The organism is Marinobacter litoralis (genome assembly GCF_016427555.1).
GTDB lineage: Bacteria > Pseudomonadota > Gammaproteobacteria > Pseudomonadales > Oleiphilaceae > Marinobacter > Marinobacter litoralis_A.
The window spans coordinates 208,447-224,373 of the sequence record NZ_JAELVS010000001.1 but is presented as its reverse complement, the minus strand read 5'-3'; the positions used below and the strand labels follow the sequence as shown (position 1 = coordinate 224,373).

General features: G+C 55.6%; 16 protein-coding genes. 13 read left to right on the top strand and 3 right to left on the bottom strand.

From position 1 onward, the window contains the following. Positions 1-21 precede the first annotated feature (21 nt). From JAO79_RS01055 to JAO79_RS01025, 7 genes are all read left to right on the top strand, one after another. The gene (locus JAO79_RS01055; protein ID WP_199005318.1) at positions 22-1,725 is read left to right on the top strand and encodes an acyl-CoA dehydrogenase family protein; all 1,704 of its coding nucleotides are present in this window, start codon (positions 22-24) and stop codon (positions 1,723-1,725) included. Positions 1,726-1,813: 88 nt separating this feature from the next. After that, positions 1,814-2,734, top strand: a complete 921-nt coding sequence (locus JAO79_RS01050; RefSeq protein WP_199005317.1) for an SDR family NAD(P)-dependent oxidoreductase — start codon at positions 1,814-1,816, stop codon at positions 2,732-2,734. A gap of 90 nt (positions 2,735-2,824) precedes the next feature. After that, positions 2,825-3,682: a MaoC/PaaZ C-terminal domain-containing protein gene (locus JAO79_RS01045; RefSeq protein WP_199005316.1), complete on the top strand. Its 858-nt coding sequence runs from the start codon at positions 2,825-2,827 to the stop codon at positions 3,680-3,682. A 35-nt stretch (positions 3,683-3,717) separates the two neighbouring features. Continuing rightward, entirely contained in the window at positions 3,718-4,944 is a 1,227-nt protein-coding gene (locus JAO79_RS01040; protein ID WP_199005315.1) for a CoA transferase, read from the top strand. Positions 4,945-4,979: 35 nt separating this feature from the next. Continuing rightward, positions 4,980-6,110 (top strand): CaiB/BaiF CoA transferase family protein, encoded by a 1,131-nt coding sequence (locus JAO79_RS01035; protein WP_199005314.1) that lies wholly within the window; start codon positions 4,980-4,982, stop codon positions 6,108-6,110. Between the two features lie 36 nt (positions 6,111-6,146). Next, a complete protein-coding gene (locus tag JAO79_RS01030) occupies positions 6,147-6,941 on the top strand; it encodes an enoyl-CoA hydratase/isomerase family protein (RefSeq protein ID WP_199005313.1) in 795 nt (264 codons plus the stop codon). Positions 6,942-6,991: 50 nt separating this feature from the next. Beyond that, positions 6,992-8,545, top strand: a complete 1,554-nt coding sequence (locus JAO79_RS01025; protein ID WP_199005312.1) for an acyl-CoA synthetase — start codon at positions 6,992-6,994, stop codon at positions 8,543-8,545. 100 nt (positions 8,546-8,645) lie between these two features. Here the strand turns inward: JAO79_RS01025 and JAO79_RS01020 are convergent, their stop codons facing one another. Beyond that, positions 8,646-9,425, bottom strand: coding sequence for an enoyl-CoA hydratase/isomerase family protein (locus JAO79_RS01020; protein WP_199005311.1), 780 nt, complete (start codon positions 9,423-9,425; stop codon positions 8,646-8,648). A gap of 257 nt (positions 9,426-9,682) precedes the next feature. On the opposite strand from JAO79_RS01020, the gene JAO79_RS01015 reads away from it, so the two are divergent. Then, complete coding sequence (locus JAO79_RS01015) at positions 9,683-10,744, top strand: C4-dicarboxylate TRAP transporter substrate-binding protein (RefSeq protein WP_199005310.1); 1,062 nt, start codon at positions 9,683-9,685, stop codon at positions 10,742-10,744. A 252-nt stretch (positions 10,745-10,996) separates the two neighbouring features. Beyond that, a complete protein-coding gene (locus tag JAO79_RS01010; protein ID WP_199005309.1) occupies positions 10,997-11,791 on the top strand; it encodes an enoyl-CoA hydratase in 795 nt (264 codons plus the stop codon). 82 nt (positions 11,792-11,873) lie between these two features. Here the strand turns inward: JAO79_RS01010 and JAO79_RS01005 are convergent, their stop codons facing one another. Then, positions 11,874-12,224: a hypothetical protein gene (locus JAO79_RS01005; RefSeq protein WP_227664281.1), complete on the bottom strand. Its 351-nt coding sequence runs from the start codon at positions 12,222-12,224 to the stop codon at positions 11,874-11,876. 84 nt (positions 12,225-12,308) lie between these two features. Then, the gene (locus JAO79_RS01000; RefSeq protein ID WP_199005307.1) at positions 12,309-12,776 is read right to left on the bottom strand and encodes a hypothetical protein; all 468 of its coding nucleotides are present in this window, start codon (positions 12,774-12,776) and stop codon (positions 12,309-12,311) included. A 412-nt stretch (positions 12,777-13,188) separates the two neighbouring features. Here JAO79_RS01000 and JAO79_RS00995 point away from each other — a divergent pair, with 412 nt between their 5' ends. The 4 genes from JAO79_RS00995 (at position 13,189) to JAO79_RS00980 (ending at position 15,836) form a co-directional block, all read left to right on the top strand. Beyond that, positions 13,189-14,154 carry a TauD/TfdA family dioxygenase gene (locus JAO79_RS00995; protein WP_199005306.1) on the top strand — a complete coding sequence of 322 codons (966 nt, stop codon included), beginning with the start codon at positions 13,189-13,191 and terminating at the stop codon, positions 14,152-14,154. A gap of 34 nt (positions 14,155-14,188) precedes the next feature. Next, positions 14,189-14,962 carry a class II aldolase/adducin family protein gene (locus tag JAO79_RS00990; protein WP_320158917.1) on the top strand — a complete coding sequence of 258 codons (774 nt, stop codon included), beginning with the start codon at positions 14,189-14,191 and terminating at the stop codon, positions 14,960-14,962. Between the two features lie 15 nt (positions 14,963-14,977). After that, positions 14,978-15,187: an acyl-CoA dehydrogenase family protein gene (locus tag JAO79_RS00985; protein ID WP_199005305.1), complete on the top strand. Its 210-nt coding sequence runs from the start codon at positions 14,978-14,980 to the stop codon at positions 15,185-15,187. Positions 15,188-15,371: 184 nt separating this feature from the next. Then, positions 15,372-15,836: a PaaI family thioesterase gene (locus JAO79_RS00980; protein WP_227664280.1), complete on the top strand. Its 465-nt coding sequence runs from the start codon at positions 15,372-15,374 to the stop codon at positions 15,834-15,836. The last annotated feature ends 91 nt before the right edge of the window (positions 15,837-15,927 follow it).

The window sequence follows — 15,927 nt, the reverse complement described above, 5'->3', positions numbered from 1 at the left end:
CCAGGAGCAATAGGTTAAACCATGAACGCCAGTAGCAAACGGGTGAGTGAGGGCACTATGAACGCGATAGATTCGCTAGTGATAGCCGACAGGTATCTGGGGAAAACCCGAGCCATAGTAGACCAGGCTCTAGGGCGGCTGAAAACGCTTTGCAGCGTTGATGGCCGGCTAGATTCCGGGCGCCTCGATGACCATCAATTGTCGTGCTACGAGCTCGCATTCTGCGTTGCAGAACTGAGTGCTGCCGATGCTGTGAATCGCTACGCGGACAAAGCACAGCAGCAGGATTCACTGGCGCTGACGGTTGCGCTGGCGTTCAGTGCCGAAGCCCTGCAGAAAGTCATGCAGCGGTTATTGTCCCTGGCCGAGGATGCCGGCGTTGACCGAAGCACCATATTGGCGCTGTACAGCGATGCTGAACTGAGCGCCTTTGTCAGCAGCCATGCCGGAGCCCAGAATCTGGCCGCGCTCGGAGCGCAGCTGTCATCCCGCGGCAGCCTGTACCTGCCGGCCCTGCTGGACGACGACAAGGAAATGGTGCGGGAAACCTTCGCCCGCTTTGCCTCCGATGTGGTGATGCCGCTGGCGGAGAAAATACATCGTCACGACCTCGATATTCCCGATGAAATCCTGAAACCTGCTGCTGAGCTGGGCAGCTTTGGCATCAGCATTCCCGAGCGCTTTGGCGGCCTGCAGCCGGACGACTATGACGACAGTCTGAGCATGATCGTGGTGACCGAAGAGCTGTCCCGGGCATCGCTGGGTGCAGCAGGCAGTCTGATCACCCGTCCGGAAATTGCCGCCAAGGCGCTGCTCAGCGGTGGCACCGAGGCGCAGCAGCAAAAGTGGCTACCGCGACTGGCATCGGGTGATACCCTGTGCGCGATTGCCATCACCGAACCCAACCATGGCTCCGATGTGGCGTCGCTGGGGCTGCGCGCAACCCCGACCGAAGGTGGCTGGGTGCTCAATGGCAGCAAGACCTGGTGCACCTTCGCCGGTAAAGCCGAGTTGTTGGTGGTGATTGCTCGGACAGAACCGGATCCCAGTCTTGGGCATAAGGGCCTGAGCCTGTTTTTGGTGGAAAAACCGTCGGCTGCCGGCCACGAGTTCAGCCACCAACAGCCGGGCGGCGGCAAGATTTCCGGTAAGGCGATTGCCACTCTGGGTTACCGCGGTATGCACTCTTACGACGTCTTCTTTGAAGACTACTTTGTTGCGGCGGATCACCTCATTGGTGAAGAGAAAGGCCAGGGCAAGGGCTTTTATTTCACCATGTCCGGCTTTGCCGGTGGTCGTATCCAGACCGCAGCCCGGGCCAGCGGTGTGATGCAGGCGGCCTGTGAAAAAGGCCTCCAATACGCCGGGGAGCGCAAGGTGTTTGGCAAGCCCGTTGGCGAGTACCAGTTGACCCAGGTCAAGCTGGGCCGGATGTTTTCAACCCTGATTGCGGCTCGCCAGTTTACCTACGCCGTTGCCAGGCTGATGGATGAAGGCAAGGGGCAGATGGAAGCAAGTCTGGTCAAGCTTTTTGCCTGTCGTGCCGCCGAGTGGGTGAGCCGAGAAGCCATGCAGATTCATGGTGGCATGGGCTACGCAGAGGAAAGCGATGTCAGTCGCTACTTTGTGGATGCCCGAGTGCTGTCGATCTTTGAAGGCGCTGAAGAAACCCTGGCGCTGAAAGTGATCGCCCGCGATCTGATTACCAGAGCGCAGGCGCAGTAAACACGCTGGTGAAGTGTGATTGATAAACGCGGTGCCGAATGCCGCAACAACCTTGAACGAAAACAAGTTGAACTAAGCGGAGCCTATTATGAGCGATTCAAAGTTATTGGAAGGTAAAGTCATCGTTGTGACCGGTGGCGGTCGCGGAATTGGTCGTGCCACCTCGATCATGCTGGCTGAACACGGTGCCAAAGTGGTGGTTAACGACCTCGGTGGTGCCGGAGACGGCACCGGTGGTGATCAGACCCCGGCGGACGAAGTGGTAAGCGAGATCAAGAAGGCCGGCGGCGAAGCTGTCAGCAACTACGACAGCGTTACAGACTGGGATGCTGCCCAGAACATCATCCAGACAGCCATCGACAACTTTGGTCGCATCGACGGTGTTATCAACAACGCCGGTAACCTGCGCGACGGTATCTTCCACAAGATGACCGAAGCCGACTGGGATTCCGTGATCGCGGTTCACCTGAAAGGCAGCTTCAACGTCAGCCGTGCCGCCGCTACGCACTTCCGCGAGCAAGGCAGTGGTACCTTTGTGAACATGACGTCCACATCTGGCTTGATTGGCAACTTTGGTCAGGCTAACTACGCTGCGGCCAAGTCCGGCATTGTTGGTCTTTCCAAGTCGATGGCCCTGGATATGAGCCGTTTCGGGGTAACCTCCAACTGCATCGCGCCGTTTGCCTGGAGCCGGTTGATCGGCACCATCCCAACGGAAACCGAAGAAGAGAAAGCCCGCGTTGCCAAGATTCAGCAGATGACGCCAGACAAGATCGCCACCCTGGCAGTGACTCTGTGCAGCGATGCAGCCAAGCATGTGACTGGCCAGATTTTTGGTGTGCGCAACAATGAAATCTTCCTGTTCAGCCAGCCACGGCCTATCCGTTCAGCCCACACCTTGGAAGGCTGGACTCCGGAAACGGTGCTGAGCCGGGTGCTGCCAGCGTTTGAAGGTGATTTCTACAAGCTGGACCGCTCTGCAGACATCTTCAGCTGGGATCCGTTCTAACACCAGACTCAAGACCCCTTGTTTGAGCAGTGCGCAGTTTTCCGGAGCACGGAAACTGCGCCGGTACCGGCCATTAACAGGAAATGAATCATGGCAATTGACTACGACAAGCTTTTGAACCGCAAGTTTGAAACGCTCACCCACGACTACACTGAAAAAGATACCATGCTGTATGCCTTGGGTGTGGGTCTGGGCAACGACCCCTTGAATGAAGACTGCCTGCAGTTTGTCTATGAGGACGGTCTCAAGGCGCTGCCAAGCATGAGTGTGGTACTGGCCTACCCGGGATTCTGGGTGCGCGAGCCAGACACAGGCATTGACTGGGTTAAGGTGCTGCACGCCGGCCAGGAAGTCATTATCCACAAACCCCTGCCCGCTTCCGGTGTGGTGGAAGCCACCACCAGGATCACTGAGATCATTGATAAAGGCGAAGGCAGGGGAGCGCTGATCGTGTCCGAGCGTGTTGTCCGTGACAAGGCGACCGGTGAAGACCTGTGCACACTGCGTAGCACCACTATGGCACGGGGTGATGGCGGCTTTGGTGGCCCGTCTACGTCGCGTTCTGCTCCGGATCGTATTCCCGAGCGTGAGCCGGATCTGGTGTGTGACCTGCCAACCCTCGACCAGGCTGCCTTGATCTATCGCTTGTCCGGTGACTTCAACCCCCTGCACGCCTCCCCCAGCGTTGCCCGCAAAGCCGGGTTTGAAAAGCCGATACTGCATGGCCTGTGCACCTTCGGTGTGGCGACGCACGCCCTGCTGAAAACCTTGTGCGACTATGATCCGGCGCGCTTCCACCGCATGCGCCTGCGCTTCTCGGCGCCTGTGTACCCGGGTGAAACCATTCGCACGGAAATGTGGCGTGACGGCAACAAGATCGCTTTCCGCTGCCGGTCGGTTGAGCGTGATCTGGTGGTGATTAACAACGGCTACGCCGAAGTTAGCTGAGCATTCGCAACAACCTGATAACACGGAGCATGGCTATGCAGAACATCTTGTCGGGACTCAGAGTGGTGGAGGGCAGTGCCTTTGTGGCCGCGCCTTCCGGGGGCATGACGCTGGCTCAGCTTGGTGCCGACGTGATTCGTTTTGATCCGATCGGTGGTGGCATTGACTACAACCGGTGGCCGGTGACCGCGGATCAGCGCAGCCTGTATTGGCACAGCCTGAATAAGGGCAAGCGCTCGATTGCGGTGGACTTTCGCAAGCCGGAAGGCCAGGAGCTGCTAACGCGCCTGGTGGCCGCTCCGGGTGATCAGGCGGGCATGTTCCTGACCAACTTCCCGGCGAAAGGCTGGATGGCCTATGAACGCCTGCGCCAGCACCGGGAAGACCTGATATATCTCAACCTGACTGGCGATCGCCACGGCGGCAGTGCGCTGGATTATACGGTGAACTGCAAGGTTGGGTTTCCCTCGCTGACCGGCAGCGGCGGGACCGCGGCCGGCCCCTTGAACAACCCTATGCCGGCGTGGGACGTCATTACCGGCCAGCAAATTGCGCTGGGGCTGCTGGCCGCTGAGAGGCACCGCTCGCGCACCGGGGAAGGGCAGCTGGTGAAAATCGCCCTGGCCGATGTCGCTTGGGCCACCCTGGGCAATCTGGGTTATATCGCCGAGGCCATGATCAATAACGCCGATCGCGATGCCATTGGCAATCACATCTACGGCACCTATGGCCACGATTTCCAATGCAAAGATGGCGAGCGGGTGATGATCGTTGGCGTTAGCCCCAACCAATGGCGTGCCATCGTGAGTGTAACCGGGACGGAAGCCCAGATCAGCGAGCTGGAGACCCGGTCCGGCCTCAACTTCAGGCAGGAAGGCGATCGTTACAAAGGCCGCATCCAGATTACCGAAATACTCGAGCCCTGGTTCCGCGCCCGGAACTTTTCCGAGGTACAAAGCGCGCTGGATAACGGCGGTGTCTGCTGGGGCAAATACCAGACCGTGAAAGAAGCGGTGGAAAACGACCGCGACTGCTCGATAGATAACCCACTGTTTGACATGGTGGAGCAGCCGGGCATCGGCACCTACCTGATGCCGGATAACCCGCTGCGATTCACCTCAGTTGAAAAGCAGCCGGTACGAAGGGCGCCTCATCTGGGAGAGCATACCGAAGAAATTCTTGCGGACACGCTTGGGATGAGCAGCACCGAAATCGCCCGTTTGTTTGATCAGAAGATTGTCGCCGGCCATACCCCGAATTAAACAGGCCGGTGCCCAGGATTAATAGGAGAGAGTCAATGGGCCCATTACACGGGTTTCGTATTGTTGAATTGGCGGGCATAGGTCCGGGTCCTTTTTGCGGCATGATGCTCGCGGACATGGGCGCTGAAGTCATCAGTGTCGAGCGGGTTGGGGTTACAGCCGAGCAGCCAGAGCTGGATTGCAGTCGCCGTGGCAAACGCTCGATTGCCCTGAACCTGAAGACCCCAGAAGGCGTTTCGGCCCTGTTGAAACTGGTAGAAACCGCCGACGCCTTGCTGGAGGGTTTCCGCCCCGGGGTGACTGAAAAGCTTGGCGTAGGGCCAGATGATTGCCTGGCAGTCAATCCGAGGCTGGTCTATGGCCGCATGACCGGCTGGGGTCAGTACGGCCCCATGTCGCAGGCGGCCGGTCACGATATTAACTACATCGCCCTGACCGGTGCGCTGCACGCAGTCGGCAGGAAGGGTGAAAAGCCCGTACCACCGTTAAACCTGGTGGGCGATTTTGGTGGCGGTGGCATGATGCTGGCGTTTGGCATTGTATGCGCCTTGCTGGAAACCCAGAAGTCCGGTAAAGGCCAGGTGATTGATGCCGCCATGACCGATGGCTCGGCGGTGCTGATGTCCATGTTCAACTCGGCCCACGAACGCGGAACTCACAGCCTTGAGCGCGGTGTAAACCGGCTCGACTCCGGTGCCCATTTTTACGACACCTATGAAACAGCGGACGGCAAGTACATTTCACTGGGTTCCATTGAGCCCCAGTTCTACGCCCAGTTGATCGAGGTTGCCGGCTTGCCGGCGGACAAGTTCGCCGACCAGATGGACAAGAGCAAGTGGCCTGAACTGTCAGACATAGTGGCCGATACCATCAAGCAGAAAACCCGCGATGAATGGTGTGAGCTGATGGAAGGCAGCGACATCTGCTTTGCACCGGTGCTGGATCTGATCGAGGCGCAATCCCACCCCCATAACCTTGAGCGAAACACCTACGTGGACATAGGTGGCATGAAGCAACCGGCGCCTGCGCCAAGGTTCAGTCGTACCGAGGCTCGAGTTGAGTTTGCAGCTCGCCCCTACGGCCAGGACACGGACGCGCTAATGCGGGAAATCGGTTACAGCAAAGCTCAAATTGATCAGCTGCGGAGTCAAAAAGCCTGCAGCTAAATGACTTCAACCCGTTATCGCGAGGTAATAAAAACAATGAGCGTATTACTGTATCAAGTTGAAAACGGCGTGGCTTACCTGACGATGAACCGTCCTGAGGCCCGCAATGCATTGTCAACGGAAATGCGTGGCCAGTTGCGTGAGCGCCTTGAGCAGGTCAGCAGTGACGATGAGGTTCGCTGCGTCGTTTTACAGGGTGCAGGGGAACACTTTATGGCCGGCGGTGATGTGAAGTCATTCATGGAGTTCACGGAGATGCCGAAGGAAGCGCGCCGTGTCCGATTTACCAACCGTATCCATGACCTTCATCCCATCATGTACCTGATGCGTAATCTGAAAAAGCCCATCCTTGCCAGTGTGCAGGGTGCGGCGGCGGGAGCCGGGGTCAGTATCGCATTGTGCTGTGACCTGGTTATGGCCAGTGAGAAAGCCTTTTTCACGCTGGCGTATACCGGTATTGGTGGCAGTCCGGACGGCTCGGGTACCTACCAGCTCCCAAGGATTGTGGGTGTGAAGAAAGCCATGGAAATTGCACTGCTGGGGGATCGCTTTTCCGCCCAGGAAGCGGCTGACATGGGCATGATCAATTGGGTGGTTCCCGAGGGCACCCTGGAGGAGCGCACCCGCGCCATGGCTGAGCGTCTGGCCAAGGGGCCAACACGGGCTTACGGCAATACCAAACGGCTGATCCTGCAATCGCTGAACACCTCACTGGAAGCCCAGCTGCAAGCGGAAGCCGAATTCTTTGGTGACTGTGCGGCATCGGATGACTGGGTTGAGGGAGTGCGCGCATTTAATGAAAAGCGCAAGCCCCGGTTTACCGGCAAGTAGCCGCACCCTGCTCACATCCAGTTTGCACAGATACAGGAGGTACCCGATTGATGATTACCCAGAAGCAGAATAAGCGCACCCTGACCGGGATCGTTTGTGGTGACCAGCATCTCAGTCACGAGGAGTTCCAGAGCGATATCAAACGCGCCGCAAGCGGCCTGAAACAGGCTGGAATTGAGCCGGGCGATTGCGTTGCCATTTTCATGCGAAACGATATTCCTTTTCTGACGGTGTCCAGAGCCACCGCCTACATTGGTGGTTATGCCGTGCCAGTCAATTGGCATCTGGTGGGCGAGGAACTGACCTATATCCTCGACGACTGCGCGGCAAAAATTCTGGTGATCCATGCGGATCTTTGGCGCAAGGTCAGAAATGAAATTCCCGAGGATGTGAAATGCATTCTGGTGGAGACACCCAAGGCGCTGAGCGACGCCTTTGGCATTGCGCCTGAAAACTGCACGGTACCAAGCGATCAAATTGCCTTCGCCGAGTGGCTGGCGGCATCGGATCCGATTGCCGATCCTCCCCGGGAAGGGCCTTCCTCGATGATTTATACCTCTGGCACCACCGGGCATCCGAAAGGCGTAAGGCGGACGCCACTGGACCCGGAAAATGCCAGAGTGATGCAAGAGTTCCGGTCACGGGTGTACGGGTGTAAAGAAGGGGCGCGCGCTATAGTCCCCGGCCCGCTGTATCACAGCGCCCCCAACAGCTTTGGCATGCAGGCGTCTAAAATTTCTGATGTGTTGGTCATCGTTCCGCGCTTCGATGCGGAGTCGTTCCTTGCCACAGTCGAGGACTACGCCATTACGGCTGCGATTATGGTGCCGATCATGTTTATCCGGCTGCTGAAGTTGCCAGACGACGTGCGTAACAAGTACTACGTATCCAGCATAGAGTTTGTTGTGCATGCTGCAGCGCCTTGCCCGGCCGACGTGAAAACCCGGATGATCAAGTGGTTTGGCCCGGTGATCAATGAGTTTTACGGGTCGACAGAGTCCGGCGCGGTGACCGCGTGTACCTCTGAGCAGGCGCTGTTAAAGCCCGGCACTGTGGGGAAAACCGTGCCCGAAGCGGATGTTCGCATCCTTGATCCCGAGGGGAACATACTGCCCGCGGGGCAGGTGGGTGAAATCTATTCGCGCTTCCCGAATATGGACTTCACCTATAACCGTAAACCCGAAGAGCGTGCTGCCATTGATCGGGATGGCTACATTACCTCTGGTGACATGGGCTATTTTGACGAAGACGGCTTTTTGTTTATTGCCGATCGGGTCAAAGACATGATCATCTCCGGGGGGGTGAACATCTACCCGGCGGAAATTGAAGAAGTGTTGCACAACTGCCCGGGTATTAAAGACTGTGCCGTCTTTGGTATTCCCGATGAGGAGTTCGGTGAATCGGTGATGGCGGTGATTGAAACGGATGACGGTAACAAGATAGACGTCCAGAACGTGGAGGTTTATCTGCGCGAGCATCTGGCGGGATATAAAGTACCTCGCCGCATTGAGGTTGGGCGCGACCTGCCACGGGAGGATTCCGGCAAGATCTTCAAGCGCCGCCTGAGGGATAAATACTGGCAGTCGGCCGGGCGCAGTATCTGATGATCCGAGCAGTCCGGCCTTGGCGATGGCTCAGCGACCGTTGAGCCATCGCCAAGGCCGGCGGAGCCTTGTGCTCCGAACCTGCAGGATTTTGGGTGGCCTATCTTCCCTTGAACTCAGCCGGGCGCCTGTGCTGGAACGCTGTGATCCCTTCTTCAAAATCCTCCGTTTTGAAGGCCTTGCCCTGACAGCGGGCCTCAAATGTGAGCACCTCGTCCAGCGCCGCTGTCTGAGCCATCTCGACTTCGGCTTTAATCAAACCGAGGGCCACCGTGGGACCTTTGGCGAGTTGAAGCGCGAGCGCCAGGGCATCATCCTGCAGCCGGGAATCTTCGCTGACACCGTAAATCAGCCGCATTTCCAGTGCCTCTGCTGCAGATATACTTTTCCCCAGCATTGCCAGCGCTCTGGTACGTGCGGCGCCGATTGTTCTTGACAGAAAATAAGACGCACCCCCATCGAGAACCGCGCCAATTCGCGCAAATGCCAGGCCAAAGGTTGCAGATTCGTTTGCAATGGCAACATCGGCTGCCAGGGCAATACTGAAGCCGGCGCCTGCGGCAGGGCCGTTCACCGCCGCAACAATGGGTACAGGGACGCTACGCATCAAAGCAACAACCTGGTTTATGCCCGCTTCCATTTCCTGCTGAATGGTCTCGCGCCGAGACAGAATCTTGTCGGGTTGAAGGTCTGCGCCAACGCAAAAGCCGCGCCCGGCAGCGCGGATAAGGATCGCACGGGCTCGAGGCTCGTTTTTCTGTTCGGAAAGGGCGTGAATCAACCCTTCGCGCATTTCGTTGGTGAGCGCATTCAGTTTCTCTGCCCGGTTCAGGGTCAAAATGAGCAGGTCATCCTGCCATTCCACTAATAAATCACTCATCGCTATTTCGCCTTTTCTTAAAGTGTGGCCGGTTAATCCTCCAAGATTGGCACGGGGCTCCTCCGGCGACCAATAAATAAATGTTTGCCTGGGTATGCTTTTTTAACATAGTGCGCGGCCATCATCTTTTGGACTGTTTCTGAGAAGAGCTTTTATAGTTATTAGGCATGGTCAGTAGCTATAAGTTGTAGTGGTTGGAGGCGGCTGGCGGTGTTATGGTCAATTTAATCGAGCTCTGTTTTTTGGGGGAGAAATTTATGCTTAAAGGTATGGCCTCAGGGTTGGTCTTGACGCTGGCAATGGCCGGTACGGTATCTGCAGACACGGTGTTGCGCTTTGCAGAGGGGTCGCCCAACCGTGGAAGCCGCGCAGAGGCAGTCGAGCATTTTATGGAAGAAGTGAAGCAACTGTCGGACGGCACACTGACGTTCGATATACACTGGGGTGGGGCCTTGCTCGACTATAAAACCATGACCGATGGTGTGTCCCGGGGCACAGCAGACATGGGCACCATGCTCGCCGCCTATACTCCCCAGAAACTGAAAGCATTGACCATTGGCGATATACCTGTAGGTTCATCAGACCCCTGGGTGGGTACTCGGGCCATGTACGAGTTGATGACCACGAACAAGACATTGCAGGAGCTCCTGGCGCGGCAGGGGCTCGTCTATGTCACCGGCTATTCCAGCACAGGTGTTCAGTTTGAATGCGGTGGTGGCCACTCAATCCGTACCGTAGACGATATCAAGGGAAAACGGGTTCGCGCTATTGCTACCTATGCCAAAGTGCTGGACGAACTGGGCGCAAGCCTGGTCAACATAACGGCAGGCGATTTCTATCAGTCACTGGATACCGGACTTGTCGACTGCAGCGCGAGTTATCTTTACACCATACGTACGTTGAAGACCTATGAGGTAATCGATAACGTCACACTGGTGAACTGGGGGCAGATTAACGGGTTTGCCACATTAATGAACCTCTATGCCTGGGAAGATCTTTCGAAGGAAGAGCAGGCCATCATCCGCGAGGCGGGTTCTAACGCCATCGACTATTCTGCCAGATTACAGATTGAGGAAATGGAACTCGTTGTCGACGGTTTGAAAACGGGGTCTATTGGTAGAAAAGTAACGGTATATGAGATGGCTGAAGAAGAGCGGGCGAAGCTGGAAAAGGTTGCGGAAAGGTACGCCCGCGACTGGATTGATAGCATCACTCGCGACGGAGTGAATGGTCAGAAAATTTGGGATGAGTATCAAGCGCTGCTGATGAAATATGAGCGTGAGCTTGAAGCCAAGGGCTACCCTTGGGAAAGAATGTAAGCCACAGGTTGGTGTGAACGTGACCCGCTCTGGTACACAGGGCGGGGGGATTTAATCCCGCAATATGCCCCACCTTGTTACATCTGGCTGTTTACCTGTATTCCCTGGTCCCCCCGGAAACCCGGTAGAGCCTCGTCCTGAGTGTTTGACTGTTTCATGCCGTTAAGGCATGGAAGACATACAATGTTGGTAATGGCGAGGCCGTCTAATCAACGCTAGTTTCCTTACTAATAACAATATGCCGGGGGGCGCATGACAGATTCGATTCCCATCTTTAAATATGCACTGATTACCCACGATACTCGCGGGGTCTACACGCTACAAATCCAAAACGCGAAAAGCGTCAACATTCTTGGCTCTGCCGAAGTCTGCGAGTTGCTCGGGGTGTTTCGATGGCTGGGCACCCGCCAGGATGCGCGAGTTGTCGTTGTTCGAGGGACTGGTGAGAAAGCATTTGTTGCCGGAGCCAATATCTATGAAATGGCTGGGTTGGAATCTGAGGCAGCGCGCAGCTTCATCACAGGTCTTCGCAGGCTCTGCGACGCAATTATGGATATCCCTGTACCGACGGTTGCCCGAATTCCGGGCTTTTGTCTGGGTGCGGGCATGGAGATCGCGGCCGCTTGCGACATACGTCTTGGCTCAAAGGATGCAGTGTTCGGAATGCCGGAAGTTCGGGTGGGAATACCTTCGGTGATTCATGCAGCTTTGCTGCCAAAGATCATTGGCGCAGGGGCAACCAATTGGTTACTGCTAACCGGAGAGAATGTCAGTGCTACTCAGGCAGAAAAGTGGGGTTTTCTGGAATTTGTTTGCGAATCTGGGGCGGAAAATCTGGACTTGCTGATTGAGCAAACAGTAGAGCCAATTCTCAAGAACGGACCAGGGGCTGTACGTGCTCAAAAGGCCTTATTAAGGTATTGGTCTGAGGCGGACCTGGAGGCATCGCTCGACCGAAGTGTGACTGCTTTTGGCGATGCGTTCAAAACTGCAGAGCCTCGGACCTACATGTCACCATTTACTCAAGGCATGAAGTCCGGATCTTGAAGAAGTCGGATGATTGGTGTGCGTTTGGGATGGGGTAAAACCTGGGGGCATTGATGATGCCCCCAGGCTTTTAGTTTGTGCGCTACGAATCAGCGCTGCCAGGGATAACCTTTGCTGTTTTTTTTTGCTGATACTTGGCTAGCAGGCTCTTGTATTCGTTCCATATGGCCCTGCCATCTACGCCATCCTTGTCAGCTTGTTCAATCCATTCCTGTGCGTACTTCTCGCCGGCAGTATTAAGTATTGCACGCTCGCTTTCCGGCAATAGGTATACGTCTACTTTATTCCCGATTTCACCGGTACGAAGACCATCTATAACCAGATCCATTTCTTCAATCTGCAGCCTGGCGAAATAGTCGATGGCGCGGGAGCCTGCCTGCCGCAAAACCGACTGGTGTTCCCGGGAGAGGTCGTGCCACCTGTCAATATTCATCAGGGTCGCAAAACCCAGGAGCTGTCCCCAGTTGGCGACCGTGTAATTGCTGGCCACCTCAAAGGTCTTGAACGCTCTGGCCGTCTAGAAGTAAGAGGCACCGCAATCGACAAGACCCGTGTCGTAGGCCTGGTAGGCGTCGCCGATATTAAGGTTGACCAGATTGGCACCCAGGTCGTCCAGAATCTTGGCGAAGTTGCCTACAGCCCGCATGCCCACCCAGGGGTCGGAATAGGGCGTGGGTACGTCGCCAATGGTCAGCGACCGGAGTTTTTGCGGGTTGTAGGCGGCAAGCATGGTCCCCATGTCGGCGGTGCCGCCGGCGACGCCCTGCACCATGGATTTGTAGTTCAGCAGCGCGCCGGCCCAGTGAGTGTCAAAGCTCAGGTCGCCACCGGAAAGCTGTGTGACGTCCTCCATGAAGTGGTTAACCGCATCCGCGCGGGCGCCCCGGTTGGGTGATCCTTCGGCGAAGCGCAGCTGGGTTGCAGCTGAAACCGATGTCGTTAATGCCAGTGAAAGAATCGTGCTGGATATCAAGGTTTTTATCATTGTTATCTCCGTGAGCAAAGTTGTGCATAAATTACGCTATCACTCCGTATATTTATCAACCAATAGCAATCGTGTATGTGTTTGATGCTGTTTTTTTTATAGTGCGTGCCTATCATTGGGTGGGGCTTGGTCAGGAATATAAATATTGTAACCAGCGTATGCCGGAAATGTATTTCTGTCTTTTGAGGATTGCTGCGAGACTCATTTGTATATTTGTTAGGTTGATTATTAATTGCTGTTGTTAAGGGTTTAGGTATTTATGGCTTATGTGACAATCTCAAATATTGAGGTTGTAAGTTAGTTTCGATTGGTTTGATAGTTGTATAAAAATAAAATAATAAGGGCTTTGCTATGACTATGACTTTTGCGCGCTCTGAAGATATTGAGCGGCTTGGCCGGGATGTAATCTGTCATGCCCCGAAAGAAAGCTCCCCGCTATTGTTTATCGAGCCAGCCGGAGAGCCTGCAGGCTTTCCTTGTCTGGGCATCGTCGCACAGGAATGTGCTCGACAAACTCATTGTCACCCATGGCGGTGTGGTGCTCCGGGGGTTCCCTGTTCGGGAAACGGACGATTTCGGAGCCTTGGTGGAGCTGTTTCCGTCCTTCGCTGGTGATTATGTAGGTGGGCTTGCTCCGCGAACCCAGATTGCAGGAAAAGTAATGGAGGCAACCCGGCTCGACAAGAATGCAAAGATACGCCTGCATTCAGAAATGGCGTATATGCAGAACTACCCTCCTCGAATTGCCTTCTTCAGCAAATCAACGGCGCACACTGGCGGTGAAACCATTATTGCTGACACGCGGGAGTTGATTGGCTCCCTTTCTCCGGAGTTGCGCGAGAAGCTTGAAACCCTTGGTGTGATGACGGTACGTAACTTTGCGGCGCCTTCGGGGAGATTGGACGAATCGGTTCCGCATGTCGATCTGCGCGGGTGGGATCTTGCCTTTCAGACGGACGAGCGAGACGAGGTTACCGCACGGTGTAAAGAGCGAGGGTTGGAGCCCATCTGGAACAAGGACGGCAGCTTGACGGTGGTGAATCGCACAGCGGCTGTAGTGGTGCACCCTCAAACCGAGCAAAAGCTCTACCGATCCAATCTTCATATCTACCGGGTTGATAGCAACATGCAGGGACTGGATCCGGAAATCATTCGGCACTTACGCGAGAACCAGGAGCGCCCTTCAGGAACCTTCCTGGGTGACGGTCAACCGCTGGCGGAAGAGGAAGCGTTGCAGTTCACCGCGCATCTCGACCAGAAAGAACGGGCCTGGTCCTGGAAGGATGGCGACGTAATGATTCTGGATAACCTGCAGGTATGGCATGGCCGCAACCCGTTTGAGGGAAGTCGCGACGTGCAGGTAGCGATGCTCGGTTAACGAGAATAAGGACTGACAACAGAGGAGGCATTCCGTGCAGGTTCAGATAGAAAAGGTACGTGAAAGGGTGTCACCGGAGGAGTGGACAACCCGTGTGGAGCTGGCCGCCTGTTACCGGCTCGTCCATCACTACGGGATGACCGATTTGATTTATAACCATATATCGGCGCGAGTCCCCGGCACAGATCATTTGTTGATTAACGCTTATGGATACCTGTATTCCGAAATCACCGCATCCAACCTGGTTACCATTGATCTCAATGGCGACGAGGTGCTGGCACCTCAGACCCCCCATGGATATGGCGTTAACCAGGCCGGTGCTCTGATACACACAGCAGTGCACCAGGTACGCCACGATGCTATGTGTGTGATACATACCCACACCCGCGCTGGCATGGCGGTGTCGGCTATCGAGGAGGGGTTGTTGCCACTGACCCAGACCGCGATGCGATTCTACAACGCTGTGGCGTACCACGATTACGAAGGGCCAGCGCTTAATCCGGATGAGAAGGCCCGGTTACAGCGGGATTTGGGCGAGCATGATGTAATGATTCTGCGAAACCATGGCCTTTTGGCCGTTGGCCCCTCGGTGGCAGAGGCTTTCAACCGTATCTATTGGCTGGAGATGGCGTGCAAGGCGCAGGTTGATGCCCTGTCGATGGGGCGAAAGCTCAATATGCCAACGCAGCAAGCGAAAGAAGTGACGGCAGACGTACTTCACCCGAAAAAACGAGGGCTGCTGGGCAAACGGGCCTGGCCAGCGCTCATTCGGATGCTCGACAGTATTGACCCCTCTTATGCACGCTAAAAACAAGGATAAAAGATGCGATTCACTCACGAACATCAGGAGTTGCAACGCACCGCGCAGCAGATTATCGACAAGCACATTAATCCCTACGTAGATGAGTGGGAAGCTGCCGGCATGTACCCGGCCCATGAAGTGTTCAAAAGGTTAGGTGGCGCCAATGCAGTGATGTTGGAGATAATTGCCAAGGAACTGGGCACTCACCCCGCCAACCGGAACAAGTGCTGACCCCGTTTTACCGGGCGAGCCCCGATGAATGGCTCGCCTCCCTCCCGCCTCGGGCGGATTAGTTTTGTATTATCTCCCCATGCTTTTTCTGTATAGATTCTATCCAATATAGATAATGGTTAGGGGTGATTTGTGCTGTTATCGTGATACGTCCTAAAAAAACAATGCACATGTGGAGTCGGGTATGTCAACGCGACCGATGAATGAAAGTCGGCAGTCTGAAGAGGTTGTTGCGCCAGAGCTGGGGCCGATGGGCTACAGGGATCTCCTGGGGTTTGAGGTGATCGAGTGGCGGAAAGATTGGGCGGCGGTCGAGCTTGAACTCAACGACAGCCACCTGAACCGCAATCGCTACGTTCACGGTGGTGTGGTTATGTCACTGCTGGATTCGGCCTGTGGCCTGAGTGGGGTCTATTGCGCAGTGCCGGGCAACGTCAGGCGCTGCATCACTGTCTCCATGAACACCCAGTTTATGAAGCCTGTCAACGAAGGGGTGTTGCGCGCGGAGGCGCAGGTCATCAGCCGGGGGCGCAAGATTTACTTTGTGGAGGCCCGGGTGTTTAACCAGGGAGAGTTGGTTGCAACCGGCTCAGGTACCTGTCGCTATATTGCGGGGGGTGGTGACGAGCAGGGGGTGCCTGAGCAGTAACTTTGTTGTGCTAAGCGATCCAATAAAAGTATGGGCAATATAAAATATATATAATTGTTGTTGGTATTGGCCGGTGATAATGTCGTTTTCA